General features: G+C 65.7%; 14 protein-coding genes and 2 pseudogenes. 1 reads left to right on the forward strand and 15 read right to left on the reverse strand.

Features of this window, described 5'->3' with window-relative positions; genetic code table 11:
* Nucleotides 1-55: 55 nt before the first annotated feature.
* The 10 genes and pseudogenes from G4G28_RS14515 to G4G28_RS14550 all read right to left on the reverse strand — a co-directional run bounded on the left by G4G28_RS14515 (nucleotide 56) and on the right by G4G28_RS14550 (nucleotide 10255).
* On the reverse strand, nucleotides 56-3079 hold the full coding sequence (locus G4G28_RS14515) for a pilus assembly protein (protein ID WP_229507645.1): 3024 nt from the start codon (nucleotides 3077-3079) through the stop codon (nucleotides 56-58).
* A gap of 77 nt (nucleotides 3080-3156) precedes the next feature.
* On the reverse strand, nucleotides 3157-4644 hold the full coding sequence (locus G4G28_RS26375) for a hypothetical protein (protein WP_229507646.1): 1488 nt from the start codon (nucleotides 4642-4644) through the stop codon (nucleotides 3157-3159).
* Nucleotides 4645-4780: 136 nt separating this feature from the next.
* Nucleotides 4781-5371 carry a hypothetical protein gene (locus G4G28_RS14520; RefSeq protein WP_182988811.1) on the reverse strand — a complete coding sequence of 197 codons (591 nt, stop codon included), beginning with the start codon at nucleotides 5369-5371 and terminating at the stop codon, nucleotides 4781-4783.
* Nucleotides 5355-6539 carry a PilW family protein gene (locus tag G4G28_RS14525; RefSeq protein WP_182988812.1) on the reverse strand — a complete coding sequence of 395 codons (1185 nt, stop codon included), beginning with the start codon at nucleotides 6537-6539 and terminating at the stop codon, nucleotides 5355-5357. The genes G4G28_RS14520 and G4G28_RS14525 overlap by 17 nt, the downstream gene beginning before the upstream one ends.
* 9 nt (nucleotides 6540-6548) lie before the next feature.
* Nucleotides 6549-6971, reverse strand: coding sequence for a hypothetical protein (locus G4G28_RS14530; protein WP_183107521.1), 423 nt, complete (start codon nucleotides 6969-6971; stop codon nucleotides 6549-6551).
* Entirely contained in the window at nucleotides 6968-8041 is a 1074-nt protein-coding gene (locus tag G4G28_RS27775; RefSeq protein WP_275944326.1) for a prepilin-type N-terminal cleavage/methylation domain-containing protein, read from the reverse strand. The genes G4G28_RS14530 and G4G28_RS27775 overlap by 4 nt, the downstream gene beginning before the upstream one ends.
* A gap of 136 nt (nucleotides 8042-8177) precedes the next feature.
* Nucleotides 8178-8783, reverse strand: a complete 606-nt coding sequence (locus G4G28_RS28370; protein WP_374039805.1) for an ATP-binding protein — start codon at nucleotides 8781-8783, stop codon at nucleotides 8178-8180.
* Nucleotides 8720-8908: pseudogene (locus G4G28_RS29285) on the reverse strand (histidine kinase dimerization/phospho-acceptor domain-containing protein); the annotation flags it as partial. The gene G4G28_RS28370 and the pseudogene G4G28_RS29285, both read right to left, overlap by 64 nt.
* A 17-nt stretch (nucleotides 8909-8925) precedes the next feature.
* The gene (locus G4G28_RS28375; protein ID WP_308600661.1) at nucleotides 8926-9561 is read right to left on the reverse strand and encodes a sensor histidine kinase N-terminal domain-containing protein; all 636 of its coding nucleotides are present in this window, start codon (nucleotides 9559-9561) and stop codon (nucleotides 8926-8928) included.
* Between the two features lie 22 nt (nucleotides 9562-9583).
* Entirely contained in the window at nucleotides 9584-10255 is a 672-nt protein-coding gene (locus tag G4G28_RS14550; protein WP_183107522.1) for a response regulator transcription factor, read from the reverse strand.
* Nucleotides 10256-10523: 268 nt separating this feature from the next.
* Here G4G28_RS14550 and G4G28_RS14555 point away from each other — a divergent pair, with 268 nt between their 5' ends.
* Nucleotides 10524-11333, forward strand: a complete 810-nt coding sequence (locus G4G28_RS14555) for a Crp/Fnr family transcriptional regulator (RefSeq protein ID WP_182988817.1) — start codon at nucleotides 10524-10526, stop codon at nucleotides 11331-11333.
* Here G4G28_RS14555 and G4G28_RS14560 read toward each other — a convergent pair.
* The 5 genes and pseudogenes from G4G28_RS14560 to pheT form a co-directional block, all read right to left on the reverse strand.
* Nucleotides 11290-12798, reverse strand: a complete 1509-nt coding sequence (locus G4G28_RS14560) for a CHASE3 domain-containing protein (RefSeq protein ID WP_182988818.1) — start codon at nucleotides 12796-12798, stop codon at nucleotides 11290-11292. The genes G4G28_RS14555 and G4G28_RS14560 overlap by 44 nt on opposite strands.
* A 433-nt stretch (nucleotides 12799-13231) precedes the next feature.
* Nucleotides 13232-13862 (reverse strand): annotated as a pseudogene (locus G4G28_RS14565) (response regulator).
* A gap of 192 nt (nucleotides 13863-14054) precedes the next feature.
* The gene (locus G4G28_RS14570) at nucleotides 14055-14459 is read right to left on the reverse strand and encodes a MerR family transcriptional regulator (protein ID WP_182988819.1); all 405 of its coding nucleotides are present in this window, start codon (nucleotides 14457-14459) and stop codon (nucleotides 14055-14057) included.
* Between the two features lie 56 nt (nucleotides 14460-14515).
* Nucleotides 14516-14875 carry an integration host factor subunit alpha gene (locus G4G28_RS14575; RefSeq protein WP_182988820.1) on the reverse strand — a complete coding sequence of 120 codons (360 nt, stop codon included), beginning with the start codon at nucleotides 14873-14875 and terminating at the stop codon, nucleotides 14516-14518.
* Between the two features lie 116 nt (nucleotides 14876-14991).
* Nucleotides 14992-17433 carry a phenylalanine--tRNA ligase subunit beta gene (pheT, locus tag G4G28_RS14580; protein WP_182988821.1) on the reverse strand — a complete coding sequence of 814 codons (2442 nt, stop codon included), beginning with the start codon at nucleotides 17431-17433 and terminating at the stop codon, nucleotides 14992-14994.
* Nucleotides 17434-17439: the final 6 nt, after the last annotated feature.

Raw genomic sequence — 17439 nt, forward strand, 5'->3', positions numbered from 1 at the left:
TCGCCCTGTCCGGAACCCGCGTTCCCGCGGTCCCGTAGTTTCCCTCTTCCCTACCTCATTCGCGCACCCGGCGCCAGCCGGAAATCTTCGTTGTCAGCGGCAACGCGTTGACGGCGGTGGTGCTGATGATGCCGCCGTCGGCATTGGTGGTGATCTGGCGCAGGTCGCCCGACGGCAGGCTGATCACGGTGGTACCAACCGCAGCCGCCGAGTTCGACAGTGTCTGCCCCGCGGCCGCCACGTACGTGGTCCGGTTGCCGCTGGTGACGGCGACGCTCATCAGGGGCTGGGCGGTACACACATTGAGCTGGTAGACATTGCTGCTGCCGCCCACCTTGCAGCCGGTCGGCGTCGTTGGCACGTTGGTCACGACGTTGAGCGCGCCGTCGATGATTTTCGGGTCGAGGTTGACGCGTTCGCCCAGGTTGCGGTCAAAGCGCATGCTCCAGCCATCGGCCGTGCCGAGAGCAAGATTGACGTCAGGGCCGCTGATGGCATACGCCGTCCCGGTGCCGGCGATGACGCTCAGCTGGCGGTTCACCATCGTCGCGACCGGCACACTGCCGAGCGCCTTGCCGTTATCGGCCAGGACGTAGGCGGCCTGGACGCTCGTGTCCCGGATGTCGCCCTGGTCGAGCAGCCGCCCGGTGCCGAAGGCCACCACGCGCCGGCTCACCACGGTACCGTCGGGGTTCCTGGCCTCGCAGATCGTGACGTCCGGCCGGGTCGTGATTGGCTGGTTGACGCCGGCGTCGCCCATTTTCAGCAAGCGGGCGTCCCCACCGGCGCTGTAGTCGAAACGCCACATACGGCCGAGGTTGTCGCCGCCGTAGACGTGGGTCACGCGCGGATCGGTGTGCGGGTCCTTGCTGATCGCCGTGATGCGCGCCAGGCCTGAAGGCGTCTCGACGCTGCCGTCGGTCCCGGTCTTCGACAGGATGGTGCCGTTGGCAATGTCCACGACATACAGCCAGCCCTTGCCGGTGCCGACGGTGACGCCGTCCGTGCCGGGGATGTTGTTGTAGCCCGAGCTCAGGAAGGCGGCCCAGTGCTTCCCGCCACTCCCATCCGTCCAGACGCCGATTTGCGGGTTGCCGAAAGTCAGGCCGATGTCGTCGTCGTGCTTGCCGCACACGGCGGCGTCGGCGCAGAGTTCCCACAGCAGCTTCGGATCGGCCGGATCGGTGACGTCGAGCGCATAGTAGCCGCGGCCGCCGGCATTGAGCCCGCCGACCAGCACGGTGCGCCATGCGCCGTCGATCTTCACGTCAACCACTTCGGGCGAACCGTCCACCGTGAACTGGTGGTTGGTGCCGTAGGTCGTGCTCGCCTGGCGGTAGAGCTTCTTCATGGTGATGCGCGGCACATAGGCCCACAGCTCGTCGCCGGTCTCGCCGTCGAAAGCATGCAGCATGCCGTCGTTGGCGCCAACGAAAACGGTGGGGGCGCGACTGGCCTTGGCCGACTTGAACGCGCCGTAGCCGGAGATGAACGCCGGGTCCTTCACGTCCGGGTCATCGAAATCCTCGTAATTCTTGGTCGGCCGGCGCATGTAGGCGGGCTTGGACGAGGCGATGTCGCCCAGCACCAGCGGCAACTGCCCCAACGCGGCTTCCGGATCGGCGGCCTTGCGCGCGTATTCGCGCAGTACCCTGTTGTTGGCAAACTGCTGCTGGCCGCGCAACCAGCCGACGATATTGCGGCCATCGTTGACGACCAGGCGATCAAGCACGGTCAGCGTCGGGCATTGGTCGAGCTGGCCGCACTTGTTGTCGAACCAGCCCTGCTCGGTCGGCGTCATCAGGTTATAGCGGAATTCCTTCAGGCCGCCCGTGTCGACGTCGCGCATGAGGATCCTGCGCGTATCGGTCAGCGCGCCCACTTTTGCGCCCAGCAGGGTCGAGGTGTTCCACTTGGCGACTCGCGATACCGCGCCCGTGGAGACGTCGATCTCCTTGCTCTCGAGTTCGCCGTACCACTTCACGGTCGTGAAGGTGGCGGCGAACAGGTCGTTGTCGTCCACCGACACGTTCGGGGTCGAGGTCGCGGCGGCCGAGGCGGCGCCCTGCTTTTCCTGGATATCCGACAGCGCGCTGGAGAGGCCGGCGACGACCTCCAGCGGCGCCGAGGCGCTGAAGTACTTGCCGTGTCCGTTGATCGCCGCGTGCCACAGGTCGTCGACGCGCGACTGGTAGGTGGCACCGCCGGTATCGTCGTTCGTCGCCGGATTCGGCCAGACATAGGGGCCGTTGTTGTTCCACGGGCAGCCGGTGGCGACACCGGTGATCAGTTTGTGGAAGTCGGTGCCGGCCGTGGGCGACCCGTAGTTCTTGTCATAGGTCATGATGCCGTCGACGCCCAGTCCCAGCGTGTAGGTATTCATGTGCAGGCGCTTGTTGTCGATACCGGTCCTGCCCGGCACCAGGCCTTCGTTGTCCCAGTTTTCGAGCGTGGTACGCAGCGAAGTGCTCTCGGTGTTCGAACCGCCGTTGTACCAGTACAGGGCGATGTCGGCCAGCGAGTTGGCCGATTGCGGGGTCGGATCGACGCAGCCCTTGTCCTTCGAGCAGAAGCGCGTCGTGCTCTCGACGTTGTCGTTGCTGACGACGTCCGCGGCCGCCGGACCATTCCAGTAGCCGTCCGTGGTCATGAAGGTGAAGTTCTGCTCGCACGGGAAACGCACGACCTCGTTGCCGGCGGAACGCTTGTAGGGCGCCAGGTTCGCATACATCTTGCCGACGGCATGCAGGGCCTGGCGCAGCGGTGTCGAGTTGTTGCCGTTCATCTTGTAGAGCGCGTCGTACCAGTCGGCGCGCGCCTTGCCGATGAAAGGTTGCGGGATCGTCATGCCGCCCTCGGCGGCCGCGGTCGACAGCGACACGATGCCGACCTTGTAGCCCTCGCCCACCGGCTGGAAGGCCAGGCCGACCGAGGTCTTCATCATCTGGTTGCGCGTCTTGTAGTACGCGTACCAGTTGGCGAAGTTGGTCATCTCCTCGTCGTAGGTGCAGGTGGTGCCGGCGCAGTCGCTGCGCTCGGTGACGCGCGGGTAGCTGTTCCTGGCCGGGACAATGTCCACGCGGCTGAACACCGAGGCGCCCAGCCCGAGCGTCGTGGTCGGAATGCCGTCGGCGGCGGCCGGCTTCTGGGTGAAGCTCAGGTTGCCGTTGCTGGTGAGGGCGCCGACCGTGATGGCCTGGCCGGCACGGTTCGCCCGGGGAGCTCACGAGGCACAGGGTGGTGTCGGGCGCAGCGGCGCAGGCCGGCGGACTGTTCGCGGTGCTGCCGACATACGCGCGGATGATGCCGTTGGTGCCGATCCTCTCGGCAAGCGCAATCGCCACGCCATTGGCGCTGGCGTTGTTGTCGAAGGTGATTTTCGTGTTCAGCAGCTGGGTGCTGCCCAGCAGCAGCGAGGACAGTTCGGTACGCTTGCCGTTGTTGGCGCGGCCGGAGATGGTCAGGAGCGCGGTCACCGTGTCGTCGGCACCGACGACCAGGTCGACGCCGGCGCGGCTGCCGTCGCTGACCGGCGTGCATGTCGTGCCGTTGCAGGTGATCGGCACCACCGCCACGATGGCGTCGCTGCCCAGCGAAATGTCGTAGCTCGAGCAGGCCGGCACGCCGAGCACGGTCGGCGTGCGCACGCAGGCCGTGTACTGCCTGTCGCGCTTGGCCACGATCGACGCGGCCAGTGCGTTCGCGGCGGCCGCCCTGCTCGGCCGCGGTGTCGGTGCCGTTGTCGGCAAAGACAGCGGTGCTGGTCAGGGTGATGCTGCCTGCCGGCGTGATGGCCTCGACGGTCTTGATGCGGGTACGGTTGCTGGTGGTGGAGGCGCGCACCGTGATGCTGCCGTACCAGTCCGGGACGCGGTTCGGATCGGAGAAGCGCGGGTACTTGTAGGCGCCGACATATTTCGCCTGGCAGGTGGTCAGGGCGCGGCTGTTACACCAGCGCAGGGGTGCCGCCACCGGATAGCCGGCCGGCGCGGCCCCGCCCACCGTGGTCACGCGGCAATCGGTCAAGGTGGCGTCGGTGCAGTATTCGCCGACGTTGATGTTGTAGTAGTACGGGTTCGCCAGGAAGTACACCGGCGTGTAGCGGGTGTCGCTCGGGTACGAATAACCCAGTTCATTCTTGACGCAGTTGGCACTGCTGGTGTCGCACCAGGCCAGGTCGGGGAAGCCCTGGGTCAGGTCGATCATGGTCTGGCCCTGGCCCAGCAGGTCGGTCTTGTTGATGCCGAAGGCGTCGGCCGGCACCTGGGTCCAGTTCGTCGTCTTTTGCCTGGTCATCGAATCGAAGGACACGCCCGTGTCCCTGACCGGCGGCAGATAGCGCACCTTCGGGTTGTAGTACTGCTTGTTGAAGTCGGCGCTGGCAAACGGCGGATCGCCGATGCGGCAGCCGCGCGTGCCGCTGGCCAGGGTGCCGCGCGAGCGGCACGAGCCGGTGTCGTCCACGTAGTCGGGCGTGAAGGTGCTGGCCATCGAACCCGAGTTATCGTAGAGCAGCATCAGGTTCGGCTTCACCGTGCCGGTGCCGTCGATGTTCAGCAGCGGCAGGTTGGCGATGGAGGTCGGCGCCGCCTGGCTGGCCGGGGCCAGGAGCAGCAATGCGATCAGCGAGAGTATGCGCTTCATACGTATTTCCATTCTCATTACCCGGCTGCGAGCCGGTCTTGGGCGCCGACCCGGTTGCGGGCCAGTCTTGGATGCCGGCCCTGTCCCGGGCCGGTCTTGCTGCCGGCCCTGTTCCGGGCCGGTCTCGGTGCCGGCGTCAGGGGCCGACCAGCACCACCATCTGGTTCACGACATTACCGCCCCGCTTGCCTGCAATCCGGGCGGTGACGACGAAGTGCACTTTCGGCGGCCGGCGGTAGCGCGGCGCGTCGATCGCCAGGCTTTCGCCCGGCCCGATCTTCCTGCGCGCCAGGTTGTCGGCGGTCATGACACAGCCGTTGCTGGTGCCGTCCGCCGCCATGCCCGAGCTACCTTGGACCGAACACAGGCGATGGATGACGTACTCCACCGGCTGGCCCTCGAAGGTCACGGACCGGCTTCCGGCCCAGAATTGTTCGGAGCGCGTGCTCAGCCTGGGGTGGAGCGTCGCGACGTAGCCGGTACTTGGCCCTGTCTCATTGAGCGTGCCGGCACTGGTCTTCACGGTCACATTCAACCACCGGTAGCCCTCCATCAATCCGAAGTCGACCGCACGCGCCTGGGCCGAATCGTAGGCCAGGTTGGCTGCCGTCATCGTGGTCGAGTTGGTGGACTTGAGCAGGTAGATGCTCGACATCAGCATCACGGCCAGGATGATCAGCGTGACGGGCATGGCCAGGCCCCGCTGGGCCTTAATGGACGGCTGCATTGTTCGGGCTCCATTGTGAATTGCGCATTGGCATGACGGTTTCGAACACGCGATAGCGGTAGCAGCGCCAGTCGACGGGGTCGCCAGGCACCGCCACGTCGACCTCCATCGGCACGGCGTTCACGCCCACTGGCGACTGGCTCGCGAACACGGTCGGCCGGGCTGTGGTGGCCGTGCAGCCGCCCTGCTGGCTTTCGCGCTTCTTGCTGCGTGCGACGACGGCAATGCGCAGCGCGACGATACGCTGGTAGTCGCCGCGGTTGCCGACCCCCCCGATTCCGTCGGCATCGATCATGGTAGGCGACCACTTCCCGACACTCAGGATTTCGCGCTTGACGAAATTCTCCTCGTCGCGGGTATCGAAGCCGTACTGGGCCTTGATCGACACGATGTTGTCCGCCACCGTGGCCGGCAGCCGGCTGGCGCCGGCCATGTCGGTCGCGCGCAACTGCAGGAAGCCCTGATCGACCGACCAGGTATGGAAGGACAGCGCCCCCGCCCGGCCGAGGTGGAAGACACGCATGTTGCCTGGCAGGACAGGGATACCGATGCTGCCTTCGTTGGCGTTGTAGCGGAAGTCGACGTCCACCTCCGCCACTTTCAGGACGGGATTGGCTGGTGAAATGGGCTTGACCGGGTCGGCGGACACCTGGGCCAGCGCGCAGTCACCGCTGCCGTCTTCGGCTGCGAGGACGACGACATCGCCCCGCGAAAATCCGTAGGGCTCGCCGCCGAGCTGCAGGCTCGTGGGCAAATTCGCGTCGTATCCGACGACGCGCGCCGTTCCGCTGCCCCCCTGGCTGCTGCCCGAATACAGGGTGATCGTATCAGGCCTCGTACCGTTCGATTCGATGAGGGCCGGCACCAGGGGATGCAGCCCCCCCGCCGCCGCCAGCTCGTAGCCTTCGGTATCGCGGAAGAAGGTGTTGCAGCCGACCAGCAGTGGATCGTTCAGGCCGTAACCGGCCTGCTGGGCGTCGCCGCTGATCGAGAACATCGCCAGCATGCCGTTCTGCATCGAATCGGAGGTGGCGATCGCGGAGGACTTGGCCGATTCCGCGCCGGTGACGAGGCGGGTGGCAAAGCCCAATGCCAGCAGGCCGATGGCCACGCTGACCAGGAGCTCGACGACCGAGAAGCCGCGCATGCGGGGGAGACTGGAACGCATCGGGTTCTCCTAGATGTAAGCGCGGATAACGTGCCTGTTGGCGGGCGCGGTGGCCTGGCGCTGCCAGCCGATGGTGATGGTGACCTCGCGCGGTTCGTTGATGGGGCCCTCGCCCACCGTGATCGCGATCGTCGCACCGGGAATGGCGGTGCGGGTCGCCTGGTACCAGGGTGCCAGCTGGCTGCTGGGCGTGCCGCCGGAGTAGGCATACCCGGACAGTGCTTCCTTGTTCGTCGCCATGGTTCCCATCAGGGTTTCCGCCGCGAGGGTGGCTTCGGCGCGCATGCTGGCCTCGGACAGGGCGGCGTACGAGCGTGCCTGCAGGCCGACGGTGCCGAGCAGGCCGATGGCCAGCAGCACGGCCGCCATCAGCGCTTCGAGCAGGGCGACGCCGCCCTGGCGCCGCATTGAAAGGGAAGGCATCTTCTTCATGGTGGGCACCTCTGGGGGTCGTTTTGGGTGGCGTCGGGCTTGCAGCGGCTGGCAATGCCGGCCAGGGTCAGGGCGACCGCGACCTTCGGGGTGGCGCCGGCACGGCTGCCACGGGGCTCGAGCACGATGCGGCGCAGCCCGTTGGGAACGGTCGTGTCGACCCAGCCGAGCGGCGTGAAGTACACCGCATCGGCCGTGGCCGGCGTGAAGGTCTGCTGCAGGACGGCCGCGGCCGGGAGTGCGTCGGCGGGGCGCAGGACAGACTTGAATCCGGTCGCCCCGGCCGGGTCGTCCGCCGCCGCGGCCTCGAGGGTCGACCAGTTGTCGCTCTCGCGCGTGCAGGGTGTTTCCGGGGTCGGGAAGCAGATGTCGACCTGCCAGTCCTTCTGGCCATTGCCGTTCGGAGTCAGCACCATGCGGCCGAAACTGTTGTTGCTCAGGGCCTGGTTGCGGGCCATGACCAGGCCTTCGGAGTAGAACTGGGTGGCGCTGGCGACCTGGTTCTTGTAGGTCCATTCGCTCATCATCGGCACGCCGATCGACAGGATGATGGCGAGGATGGCCAGCGCGACCATCGCTTCGATCAGGGTGAAACCGCGCCGGGCCAGGGCGCCAGGCGAGCGCCTCGTCGGCCACGTCATTGGCTGCACCCTCCTTCTTTGGTGCGTACCCAGCAATTGTTCGGCCTGGCCCAGCCGGTCCGGCGCGGACACGGTCCTGCGGTTGCCGCCCTGGTCGATCGAGAACACGAAGCCGGCGGTCGGGCCAGTGCCGCTGCCCGTGGCGGTGACGGTGAAGGTGGTCGCGGTGTCGTTGCTGACGCTGAAGACGAAGTCGGCAGTGCCCGCCGGCAACTGGCCAGGGGTCGTGCCGAAGCCTTCGTAAGTGCGGTTGGTCGACCAGTACTGCTCGGCGATCGGCTGCGTGCCCGCAAGGCCCGAATACGCATCCGTGAGCCGGGTGCGCAACACGTAGCTGCCGTAGTTCGGGATGGCGATCGCCGTCAGGATGCCGATGATCGCAACGGTGATCAAGAGTTCGATGAGCGTAAAGCCGGTCTGCCGTTTCATTGTTATCCCCAGAAGGACGGCTTGGCCGTCTACGCGGCTTGCCGCAAAAAGTTTCCTCTGGAGAATCATACCTCAGCAAGCTTGCATTACCCTGAGGAAATGCTGACAGGGAGCTGACAAACTGGTCTTTCCGGAGCTAAATACGCCCGAATCGGGCGATGCGCTCAGGGAAAACTGACCGTGAAGACCGCGCCGCCCGGGCCGCATCCTCGATCCGGACATCGCCTCCGTGCAGCCTGGCGATGTCGCGCACGATGGCCAGGCCAGGCCGCTGCCGGCCGTGTTCTCGTCGAGGCGCACGAAGCGTTCGAACACCTGGGCGCGCAGGTGCGGAGCGATGCCCGGGCCATTGTCTTCGACGCGCAGGAGCGCCCCCGCCGGCGCGCCTGCCGCAGCCGACCGTGACCCGCCCTCCCCGCGGCGTGTAGCGCAGCGCGTTGTCGACCAGGTTGTCGACCAGGTCGCGCAGCAGGAAGACGTCGCCCGGACGGGCGCCGGCTCCAGTTCGAAGCCGAGGTCGATTTCCTTGACGGCCGCCCGCTCCACGAAAGTCTGGACACTGTCGGCGACCACCTGCGCCAGGTCGAGCGGCACCAGGCGCGCGCGCGCGAAGCGCTGCGGTTCGGCGCGCTCGAGCGAGAGCAGCTGGTTGGTCTGGCGGATCATGCGTTCGTTCGCGCCCAGCATCATCTCGACCGACCTGCGCGTCTCGGGGTCGTCCGCATGGCGCGCCGCCAGCCATTCGAGCTGCAGGCGCAGCCCGGCCAGGGGCGTGCGCAGCTGGTGCGCCACGTTCGCGCGAAACTCGTCCACGGCGCGCGCGCCGGCCTCGATCCGGCCGAGCAGCGCGTTGAAGGCGTCGACCACGGGCGCCAGTTCGCGCGTCAGGCCGGCATCGTCCGGGGAGCGAGATCGCCGCTGCCGCGCGCATCGAGGCGGGCGCGCAGCCGCGCCAGCGGCGCCAGGCCATTGCCGACCGAAAACCAGACCAGGGCCACCAGGGCCAGGCTGAACACAATCTCGAGCAGGACGAGCGAGCGCAGGATGGCGGCGCGCGCGCCCTGGCGCGCACGCACGGTGCGCGCCACGCTCACGCGCACCGGCCCGGCGCCCGTGGCGGCTTCGGCGACGGCGACGCGTACCGGTTCGCCGTGCATGCGCGCGTCGGCCAGGCCGGGGCCCTTCGGTGCCGGTAGCGCGGCGGCACCGGCCAGGCGCCGTCCGTCCAGGTCATGCACGGCAACCCAGCCTGCCTCGCCGGCGTTGTCGGCGATCGATGGCGGACCGAGCGAGGCCAGGTTGCCGCCGCGCACGCGGCCCGCAGCGGCCGCCGCGGCCGCGCGCAAGCCCTCGTCGAACGCGAGCTGGGCCGGCGTCCAGGCCAGCAGGTAAGTGAGCGTGGCGGCGCCCAGGTTGAAGACCGGGATGGGCGCGACGAGCCACTTGAGCAGGCGCAGGCGGATGCTGCCGGCCTTGCCGCTCGCGCGGCGCTGCGGGCGCTGGCGCGTTTCGCGGATCATGGGTGGCGGCCCGGGTCGCGCTTCACGTGGCCGTGCCCGCTTCCAGCAGGTAGCCGAAGCCGCGAATGGTGCGCAGCTGCAGGCCGGCGCCGTCGAGCTTGAGCCGCAGGCGCGAGACATAGACTTCGACGGCATTCAGGGTCAGGTCGTCGCCCCAGGGTGCGATGGCATCGATGATCTGCTGTTTCGACACCACCCTGCCCGCCTGTTGCAGCAGGTATTCGAGCACGGCCCACTCGCGCGCCGACAGGTCCAGCGCACGTTCGCCCACGCGGGCGCGGCGGGCGCCGCTGTCGAAGACGAGGTTGCCGAGGGTGAGAACGGTGCTCTTGGGCGCATTGCGGCGGCCGAGGGCGCGGATGCGCGCGACCAGCTCGGGCGTGGCGAAGGGTTTCACGAGGTAGTCGTCGGCGCCTGTTTCCAGGCCGCGCACGCGGTCCTCGACGGCATCGCGCGCGGTCAGGAGCAGCACCGGGGTGGCGTCGCCGCGCGCGCGCAGACGCCGCACCACCTCGAAGCCGTCAATGCCCGGCAAGCCAATGTCGAGCACGGCGACCAGCGGCGGGTTGCGCTGCAGCGCGAGGTCGGCCTGCAGGCCGTCGCGGGCCAGCTCGACCTGCATGCCATGCCCCTGCAGAGTACGGATCAGGCCATCGGCCAGGACGGCATCGTCTTCGACAAGTAGGACATGCATGCGGGAATGGAGGGGCGCGGGGGTTGTAATTGCGCCCATTATGAGCCAGATCCTTGCGTCAGCTCAATGATTCGGCTGATTTTCGGCATCTTTCCCAGTAGGACTGGACTGACAAGACACCATGCATACAGCCTACACGGGGGCAACCCCTAATCTTATGTTCGGCACCGGACTATAGCTTTAATGTACACACATCGCGATGAGGCAGTGTCAACAGTGCCCCCCAAGAGTCGCACTCCATGCAGTACGTTAGATAAGAGGACAGAAAATGAACAACGCTCAACTCGGTGGTGTCACGCAAAAAGCACAATCGGTCAACCAGCTCCCCCTGACCAAAGAGGAAAACAAAGCGGCGTCCCGTCCAGTTGTCAGCTTCAGCGGTACCCAGCAGAACGAACTGCTGGCCGCCCTGCCGCGCCAGGACCTGGAAACCCTGTTCGAGCACCTGGAACTGGTTCCTATGCCTTTCGGCAAGGAATTGTTCGAGTATGGCAGCAAACTGGAATACGTGTATTTCCCGACGACTTCAATCGTGTCGCTGCTGTACGTGATGGAAGACGGTGCCACCACCGAGATCGCCGTGGTCGGACACGAAGGCGTGGTTGGCGTGTCGCTCTTCATGGGTGAGCGCGCCATGTGCAGCGCCGTCGTGCAGAGCGCCGGCTACGGCTACCGCCTCAAGACCCAATACCTGCGCGACGCCTTCAACCGCGGCGGCGCCCTGCCCCAGCTGCTGATGCGCTACACCAACGCGCTGTTCGCCCAGATGGCCCAGAACGCCGTCGGCGGCCGCCACAGCTCGATCGAGCAAAAGCTCTGCCGCTGGCTGCTCGACCGCCTGGACCGTTCGCCAGGCAACGAGCTGAAAGTGACCCAGGAACTGATTTCGATCATGCTGGGCGTGCGCCGCGAAAGCATCACGGCCGCTGCCGGCAAGCTGCAGGACGAAGGCCTGATCCAGTACCGCCGCGGCAACATCACGGTGCTCGACCGCGCCGGCCTGGAAGAATATGCGGGCGAGTGCTACAAGGTCGCTAAGACCGAATATGACCGCCTGCTAATGGATGTAGCCCGCTAAAGGCAAGCTCGGCAAGATCGTCGTCTTCCGTCGCCGGCACGACCGGCGATGGAACCGGCGGCTTCGATGGCGGGGCCTCCGCGACGCTCGCCACGACCGGAATGCGTGCCCGCACGCAGGTTCCGACTCCGTTGATCCCCCGTCCCACCTCGAGTTTTCCACCCAATAGCAAGGCGCGCTCGCGCATTCCCAGCAGGCCGTGCGACTTCGTGCGCGCCAGGGCATCGTCGCCGATGCCGACACCGTCGTCGCTCACTTCCAGTGCCAGTGCGCCGTCTTCGAGCGCCAGGTGCACGATGACGCTGCCCGCGCGCGCATACTTGGCGATATTGTTGAGCGCTTCCTGCACGATACGGAACAGCGCGATCGCATGCATCGGGCTGACGCTGTCGATGTCGCCGTCCACCAGCACGTCGCAGTCGAGCGCGGTCACGCGGGCGTAATCCTCGCAATAGCTCTGCAAGGCCGCCGACAGGCCAAGGTTGTCGAGCAGGCTGGGGCGCAAATCCTCGACGATGCGGCGCTTGAGCTGCACGGTATCGACCAGCGTGGCGCGGGCGCGGGCCAGCATCTCGACGAGATCGGGGCGCGTGGCACGCAGTTGTTCGCTTACGCTGCTGAGGTCGATACCGATCGCCGTCAGGTTCGCGCCCATTTCGTCGTGCAGTTCGCGCGCCAGGCGCGATTTTTCGTCCTCGGCCACGTGGATCAGGTGGCGCGACAGTACGGACAATTGCTCGGTGCGGCGCGCAACCATGGTCTCGAGCTGTTCGTTGGTCTGTTGCAGGGCATACTCGGCATCGAGGCGGGCACCGAAGCTGCGCTGCACCAGGCGATAGAACAGGAGCAGCACGGCAATCGCGGCGGCGTTGATGCCCAGGCCCAGCATGGCCGCGTGACGGTACTGGGCGTAGAAGGCGGCGCTGCGCGCGGCCAGCAACTCGTTCTGTTCGCTCAGCATGATGACGACCTGCATGCGGATTTCGTCGCCCTCGCCTTCGCCGGCAGCACCGGTGATGGCGAGGATTTCGCGCAGGCCGCCGTCCTGGTAGATGGCCAGCGCCTGGTTCATCATGCCGAGCTGGCGCTCGACCGCCAGGCGCAGCTGGGCCAGGTTTTTCAGCTGGGCAGGATTGTCCGCCAACAGGGTACCGACCTTGCGCAGCTGCTTGTCGATCTGGTCAGGCGCCCCTTGCACGCTGCTCAGGTAAGTCGGGGCCCCGGAGAGGAAATAGCCGCGCAAATTGCTCTCGGCATCGGTCACGAGCAGGTTCAGGTGCTGCAGCTCGTCGGCCACTTTCGTGGTCTGGTCCTGCAGGCTGTTCGCGGCCTTCAGCCCCTCGAGATTGCGCAGCAGGCTGACGCCATTCGCCACGAGAATGAGCACGCAGGCAAAGCACAGCAAGGTCTTGTACCAAGGCAAGGCGCGCTGGCGCGCGGGCATGGGACCACTGGTAAAGTACATCTGCTGGCTTCCTTTCGCGCAACTGTGCCGGACCGGAAGATTATAGTCCCCTTGGGAATCTATTGCAGCCTGGCAGTTCTGTGGAGTGGGCGGGATACGACAGATGTGCGGAGCAGCATGCCCGCTCGACAAGGGCCTGTCGGTGGGTGACGCCTGGCGAAGGCGTGCGGGCGGCAGGGCCGCCTTGCCGGCAGCCCGCGTTGACATGGGCGGACCGTCCGGGGCGGACGCCGGGCGGCGTCCGCGAACCTGCTAAGTACTCACCCAAAAATAAATGTGTTTTTGGCTTCCATAACCGGCGCGTTGCTGCGTTGGCTCGCGTCCGCTTGCGGGGCAGTGCTCGCACTGCGGCGCGCTCGCCGCCTTGCACCGCATCCGAACCGGCACGTCCGGTTCTGTTTGCCAAAATTCACATTTATTTCTGGTCGAGTACTTAGTCGAGCAGGTTGTTCTTCATGGCATAGTAAGTCAGGTCACTGTTTGACTGCAGGCCCATCTTTTCCATGATGCGGGTACGGTAGGTGGAAACGGTCTTGATCGACAGCGACAAGGCATTGCCGATGTCGGACACCGTTGCACCCTTCGCCAGGCGCAGGAACACCGGAACTCGCGGTCCGACAGCTCGGTGTGCAACGCTGTGTTCGGATCGCGATCGAAACTCTGCGCCAGCAGTTCGCCGACGGTGGAGCTGACATAACGGCGGTCCGGAAGACGGTGCGCACGGCGGTCTTCAGTTCGTCCGCGTCGCATTCCTTGTTCAGGTAGCCGTTGGCACCCATCTTGAACAGGTTCAGGGCATATTGTTGTGCCGGATAGCCGGACAGGATCAGCACCGGCAGGTTGGGCTGGCCCCGGCGGATGGTGCGCAAGATGTCGATCCCGCTCTGGTCGGGCATCGCGATGTCGAGCAGCAGCACGTCGCAGATCTCACGACGGGCAATATCGAGCGCCTCGCGGCCGGTGGCACCCTCAGCGACGACTTCGAAATCGCCGGACGACGAGAAAATCTGTTTGAATCCTGCTCGAACTATCTGGTGATCGTCACAAATGGCAACGCGTATCATTGTCTTCCCTTAAATTTTCCTGGCACAGGAAAGAGCCGGAAACATTGCCCGGCTGTCATGCGTTGAATGAGCTAAACCGCATGTAACATTTTAGCACTCCCTCGGCCTTCTACAACAGGGCGCACGAATGCTGGGCTAACGGAACCGTGCAGAATGCGCGCGGCTTCCGGCAGCAGCGGTTCGACAGGGGTGTCAGGCCGGCCGTATGCCCTGCTTGAGCAGTGCGACGACCTCCAGCAATTCGGCACGCAGTCCGGCGAGATCGACGACGGGCGCCGCCTCCACCGGGGCTTCCTCGACGCCGCCGGCGATGTCGCGGGCGCGGCCGTCGAGCTTGTTGCGGGCACCGCTGATGGTAAACCCTTGCTCGTAGAGGAGTTCGCGGATGCGCCGGATCAGCAGCACTTCGTGGTGCTGGTAGTAGCGGCGGTTGCCACGGCGTTTGACCGGCTTGAGCTGCGTGAATTCCTGCTCCCAGTAGCGCAATACGTGCGGCTTGACCCCGCACAATTCGCTGACTTCGCCGATCGTGAAGTAGCGCTTGGCCGGAATCGGCGGCAGCGCGGTCAGTTCAATCTTGTTCGGGCGATCGTTCATGGCTCACTTATTGGGCACGCGTAATGGCATGCTGGTTGGCACCCTGATCTGCACGCTTATGCCGCACGCGCCAGCGGCGACGACGGCGGGCTGGTCTCTTCGACCATGCCCTTCAGCTTCTGGCTGGCGTGGAAGGTCACGACGCGGCGCGCCGTGATCGGGATCTCTTCGCCGGTTTTCGGATTGCGGCCCGGCCGCTGCGGCTTGTCGCGCAACTGGAAGTTGCCGAAGCCCGACAGCTTCACGGCCTCGCCGCGCTCGAGCGCATTGCGGATTTCGTCGAAGAAGGTTTCGACCATGTCCTTGGCTTCGCGCTTGTTCAGGCCGACCTGCTCGAACAGCAGCTCGGCCAGCTCGGCCTTGGTCAGGGTCGGCAAGTCCTTCGCCGCTTCCTTGCGCACCCGCGCCACTTGCATCGCACGATGCAGGTCGGCCGCCAGTGCCTCCTGGAATACGGCCGAATCAACGTCGTTGTTATTAATTTTGCAGCCCTGCCTCTAGATGGACGTGTTTTAGCACCAAAGTTTCGGAACTAAGCGCGCAATTTTGCGCTGTGTTTTTCTGTTGCGGCGTCGACCACGGCAGCCATCACGGCCTCCACGTCGGCGTCCTGCAAGGTCGATTGAGTATCTTGCAAGGCAAAGCGGAAAGCAAGCGATTTTTCGTCCGTCTCCAGGCCCTTGCCGCGGTATTCATCAAACAAAACAACGGCTTGCACGATCTTGCCAAGCGGATGCTTAGCCACGGCAGCGTTGAATGTGTCGACCACCGCCTGGGCCGGAACATCCTGTTTCAGCACCAGTGCGAGATCGCGGGTGGCGCCCGGGAACTTCGAAATCTCGGTATAGCTCGGCACGACGCGTTCCTGCAGCGCGGCGGCATCGACTTCGAACAGCACCGGCGCCTGCGGCAGGTCGTATTTTTGCAGCCAGCGCGGGTGCAGCTCGCCGATGAAACCGACGACCGCGCCGTCGAGCTCGACCAGCGCCGAGCGGCCCGGGTGCAGCGCCGGATGCTCGGCCTTGGCAAAGCGTATCACACGCGGTGCGAACAGCGCTTCCAGGTCGGCCTTGACGTCGAAGTAGTCGACCGCACGGGAAGGCGCACCCCACTGCTCGTCCAGCGCCGGGCCATAGGCGATCGCGCCGACACGCTTGGGCTGGTCGAAACCGGCCACGGACAGCGGGCCATCGACGGCCGCCTCGTTGCGCTTGAAGATGGCGCCGACCTCGAATACGCGCACCCTGCCCGCCTTGCGGTTCAGGTTATAGCGCACGTTGGCCAGCAGGCCGCCGATCAGGGTCGAACGCATGGTGCTCATCTGGCTGGCGATCGGGTTCTGCAGCTTGATCGGGGCCGTGTTGCCCGCGAAGTCCTGCTCCCAGACGCTTTCCACGAAGCTCATGTTCACCACTTCCTGGTAGCCGAGGTCGGCCAGCTGGTGGCGGATCGCGAACAGCGAGCGGGTGTTTTCCGGCTCGATCAGCATCGCGCTCGGTGCGACCGGCGGGTTGGCCGGAATGTTCTCGAAGCCGTACACGCGTGCGACTTCCTCGATCAGGTCTTCCTCGATCTCGATGTCGAAACGGTAGGACGGCGCGGTGACCGCGAACTCGCCCCCCGATTTTTCGTCAACCCGGTGCGTGAACGGCAGGTGCAGGCGCGTGAAGATGTCGGCAACCATCTCGTCGGTAATCGGCACGCCGATGACCTTTTGCGCGCGCGCCGTGCGCAGCACCACCGGCTGGCGCTCCGGCAGCCTGGCGACCTGGTCGTCGATCGGGCCGACTTTCGTCGCATCGGTGCCGCAGATCTGCACGATCAGCGCCGTGATGCGCTCGATGTGTTCGACGGTCGTCGCATAGTCGACGCCACGCTCGAAACGGTGCGCCGCATCGGTCGAGAAATTGTATTTGCGGGCGCGGCCCTGGATGGCGTTCGGCCACCAGAAGGCCGCTTCCAGGTAGATGTCGGTCGTGTCGAGCGTGACGGCGGTGGAATCGCCGCCCATGATGCCGGCCAGCGATTCGATTTCCTTCTCGTCGGCAATCACGCCGACCCAGTCGTCGACCTCGACCGTGTTGCCGTTCAGGAGCTTCAGGGTTTCGCCCTTGCGGCCCCAGCGCACGTCGATGGAACCGTGAATTTTCGACAGGTCGAAGACGTGCGAGGGACGGCCGACTTCCAGCATCACATAGTTCGAAATATCGACGAGGGCCGAGACCGAACGCTGGCCCGAGCGCTCCAGGCGCTGCTTCATCCAGTCGGGCGTTGCCGCTTTCGCGTTCAGGCCGCGGATGACGCGGCCGGTGAAGCGGCCGCACAGGTCGGGGGCCGAAATCTTCACTGGCAGCACTTCTTCCAACGTGACTGGCACCGGCACCGTCGTCGGCAGGTGCAGCGGCGTGCCGGTCAGGGCCGACACTTCGCGTGCCACGCCCAGCACCGACAGGCAGTCCGCCTTGTTCGGGGTGAGCTTGATCGTGAACTTCAGGTCGTCCAGGCCCAGGTAATCGCGGATGCTGGTGCCCACCGGCGCGTCGGCAGGCAGCTCCATCAGGCCGCTGCTCTCTTCCGAAATCTTCAGTTCCCTGGCCGAGCACATCATGCCCTGCGACTCGACGCCGCGCAGTTTGCCGACCTTGATCTCGAAAGGCTTGCCATCGGCGCCAGGCGGCAGGACCGCACCGGCCTGGGCGCAGATCGCCTTCATGCCCGCACGCACGTTCGGCGCGCCGCAGACGATATTCAACAGCGTGCCGGTGCCGACGTCCACCTGGCAGACGTTCAGGCGGTCGGCGTTCGGATGCCTGGCCACTTCGACCACTTCGGCGACGACGACATGGGTGAACGGCGGCGCGACCGGCTCGACTTCTTCGACCTCGAGGCCGGACATCGTCAACAGGTGGGACAGCTCATCCGAACCCATGTTCGGATTGACCATGGAACGGAGCCAGTTTTCGGAGAATTGCATAATCTT

The organism is Massilia sp. Dwa41.01b, assembly GCF_014171775.1.
Taxonomy (GTDB): Bacteria; Pseudomonadota; Gammaproteobacteria; order Burkholderiales; family Burkholderiaceae_D; genus Telluria.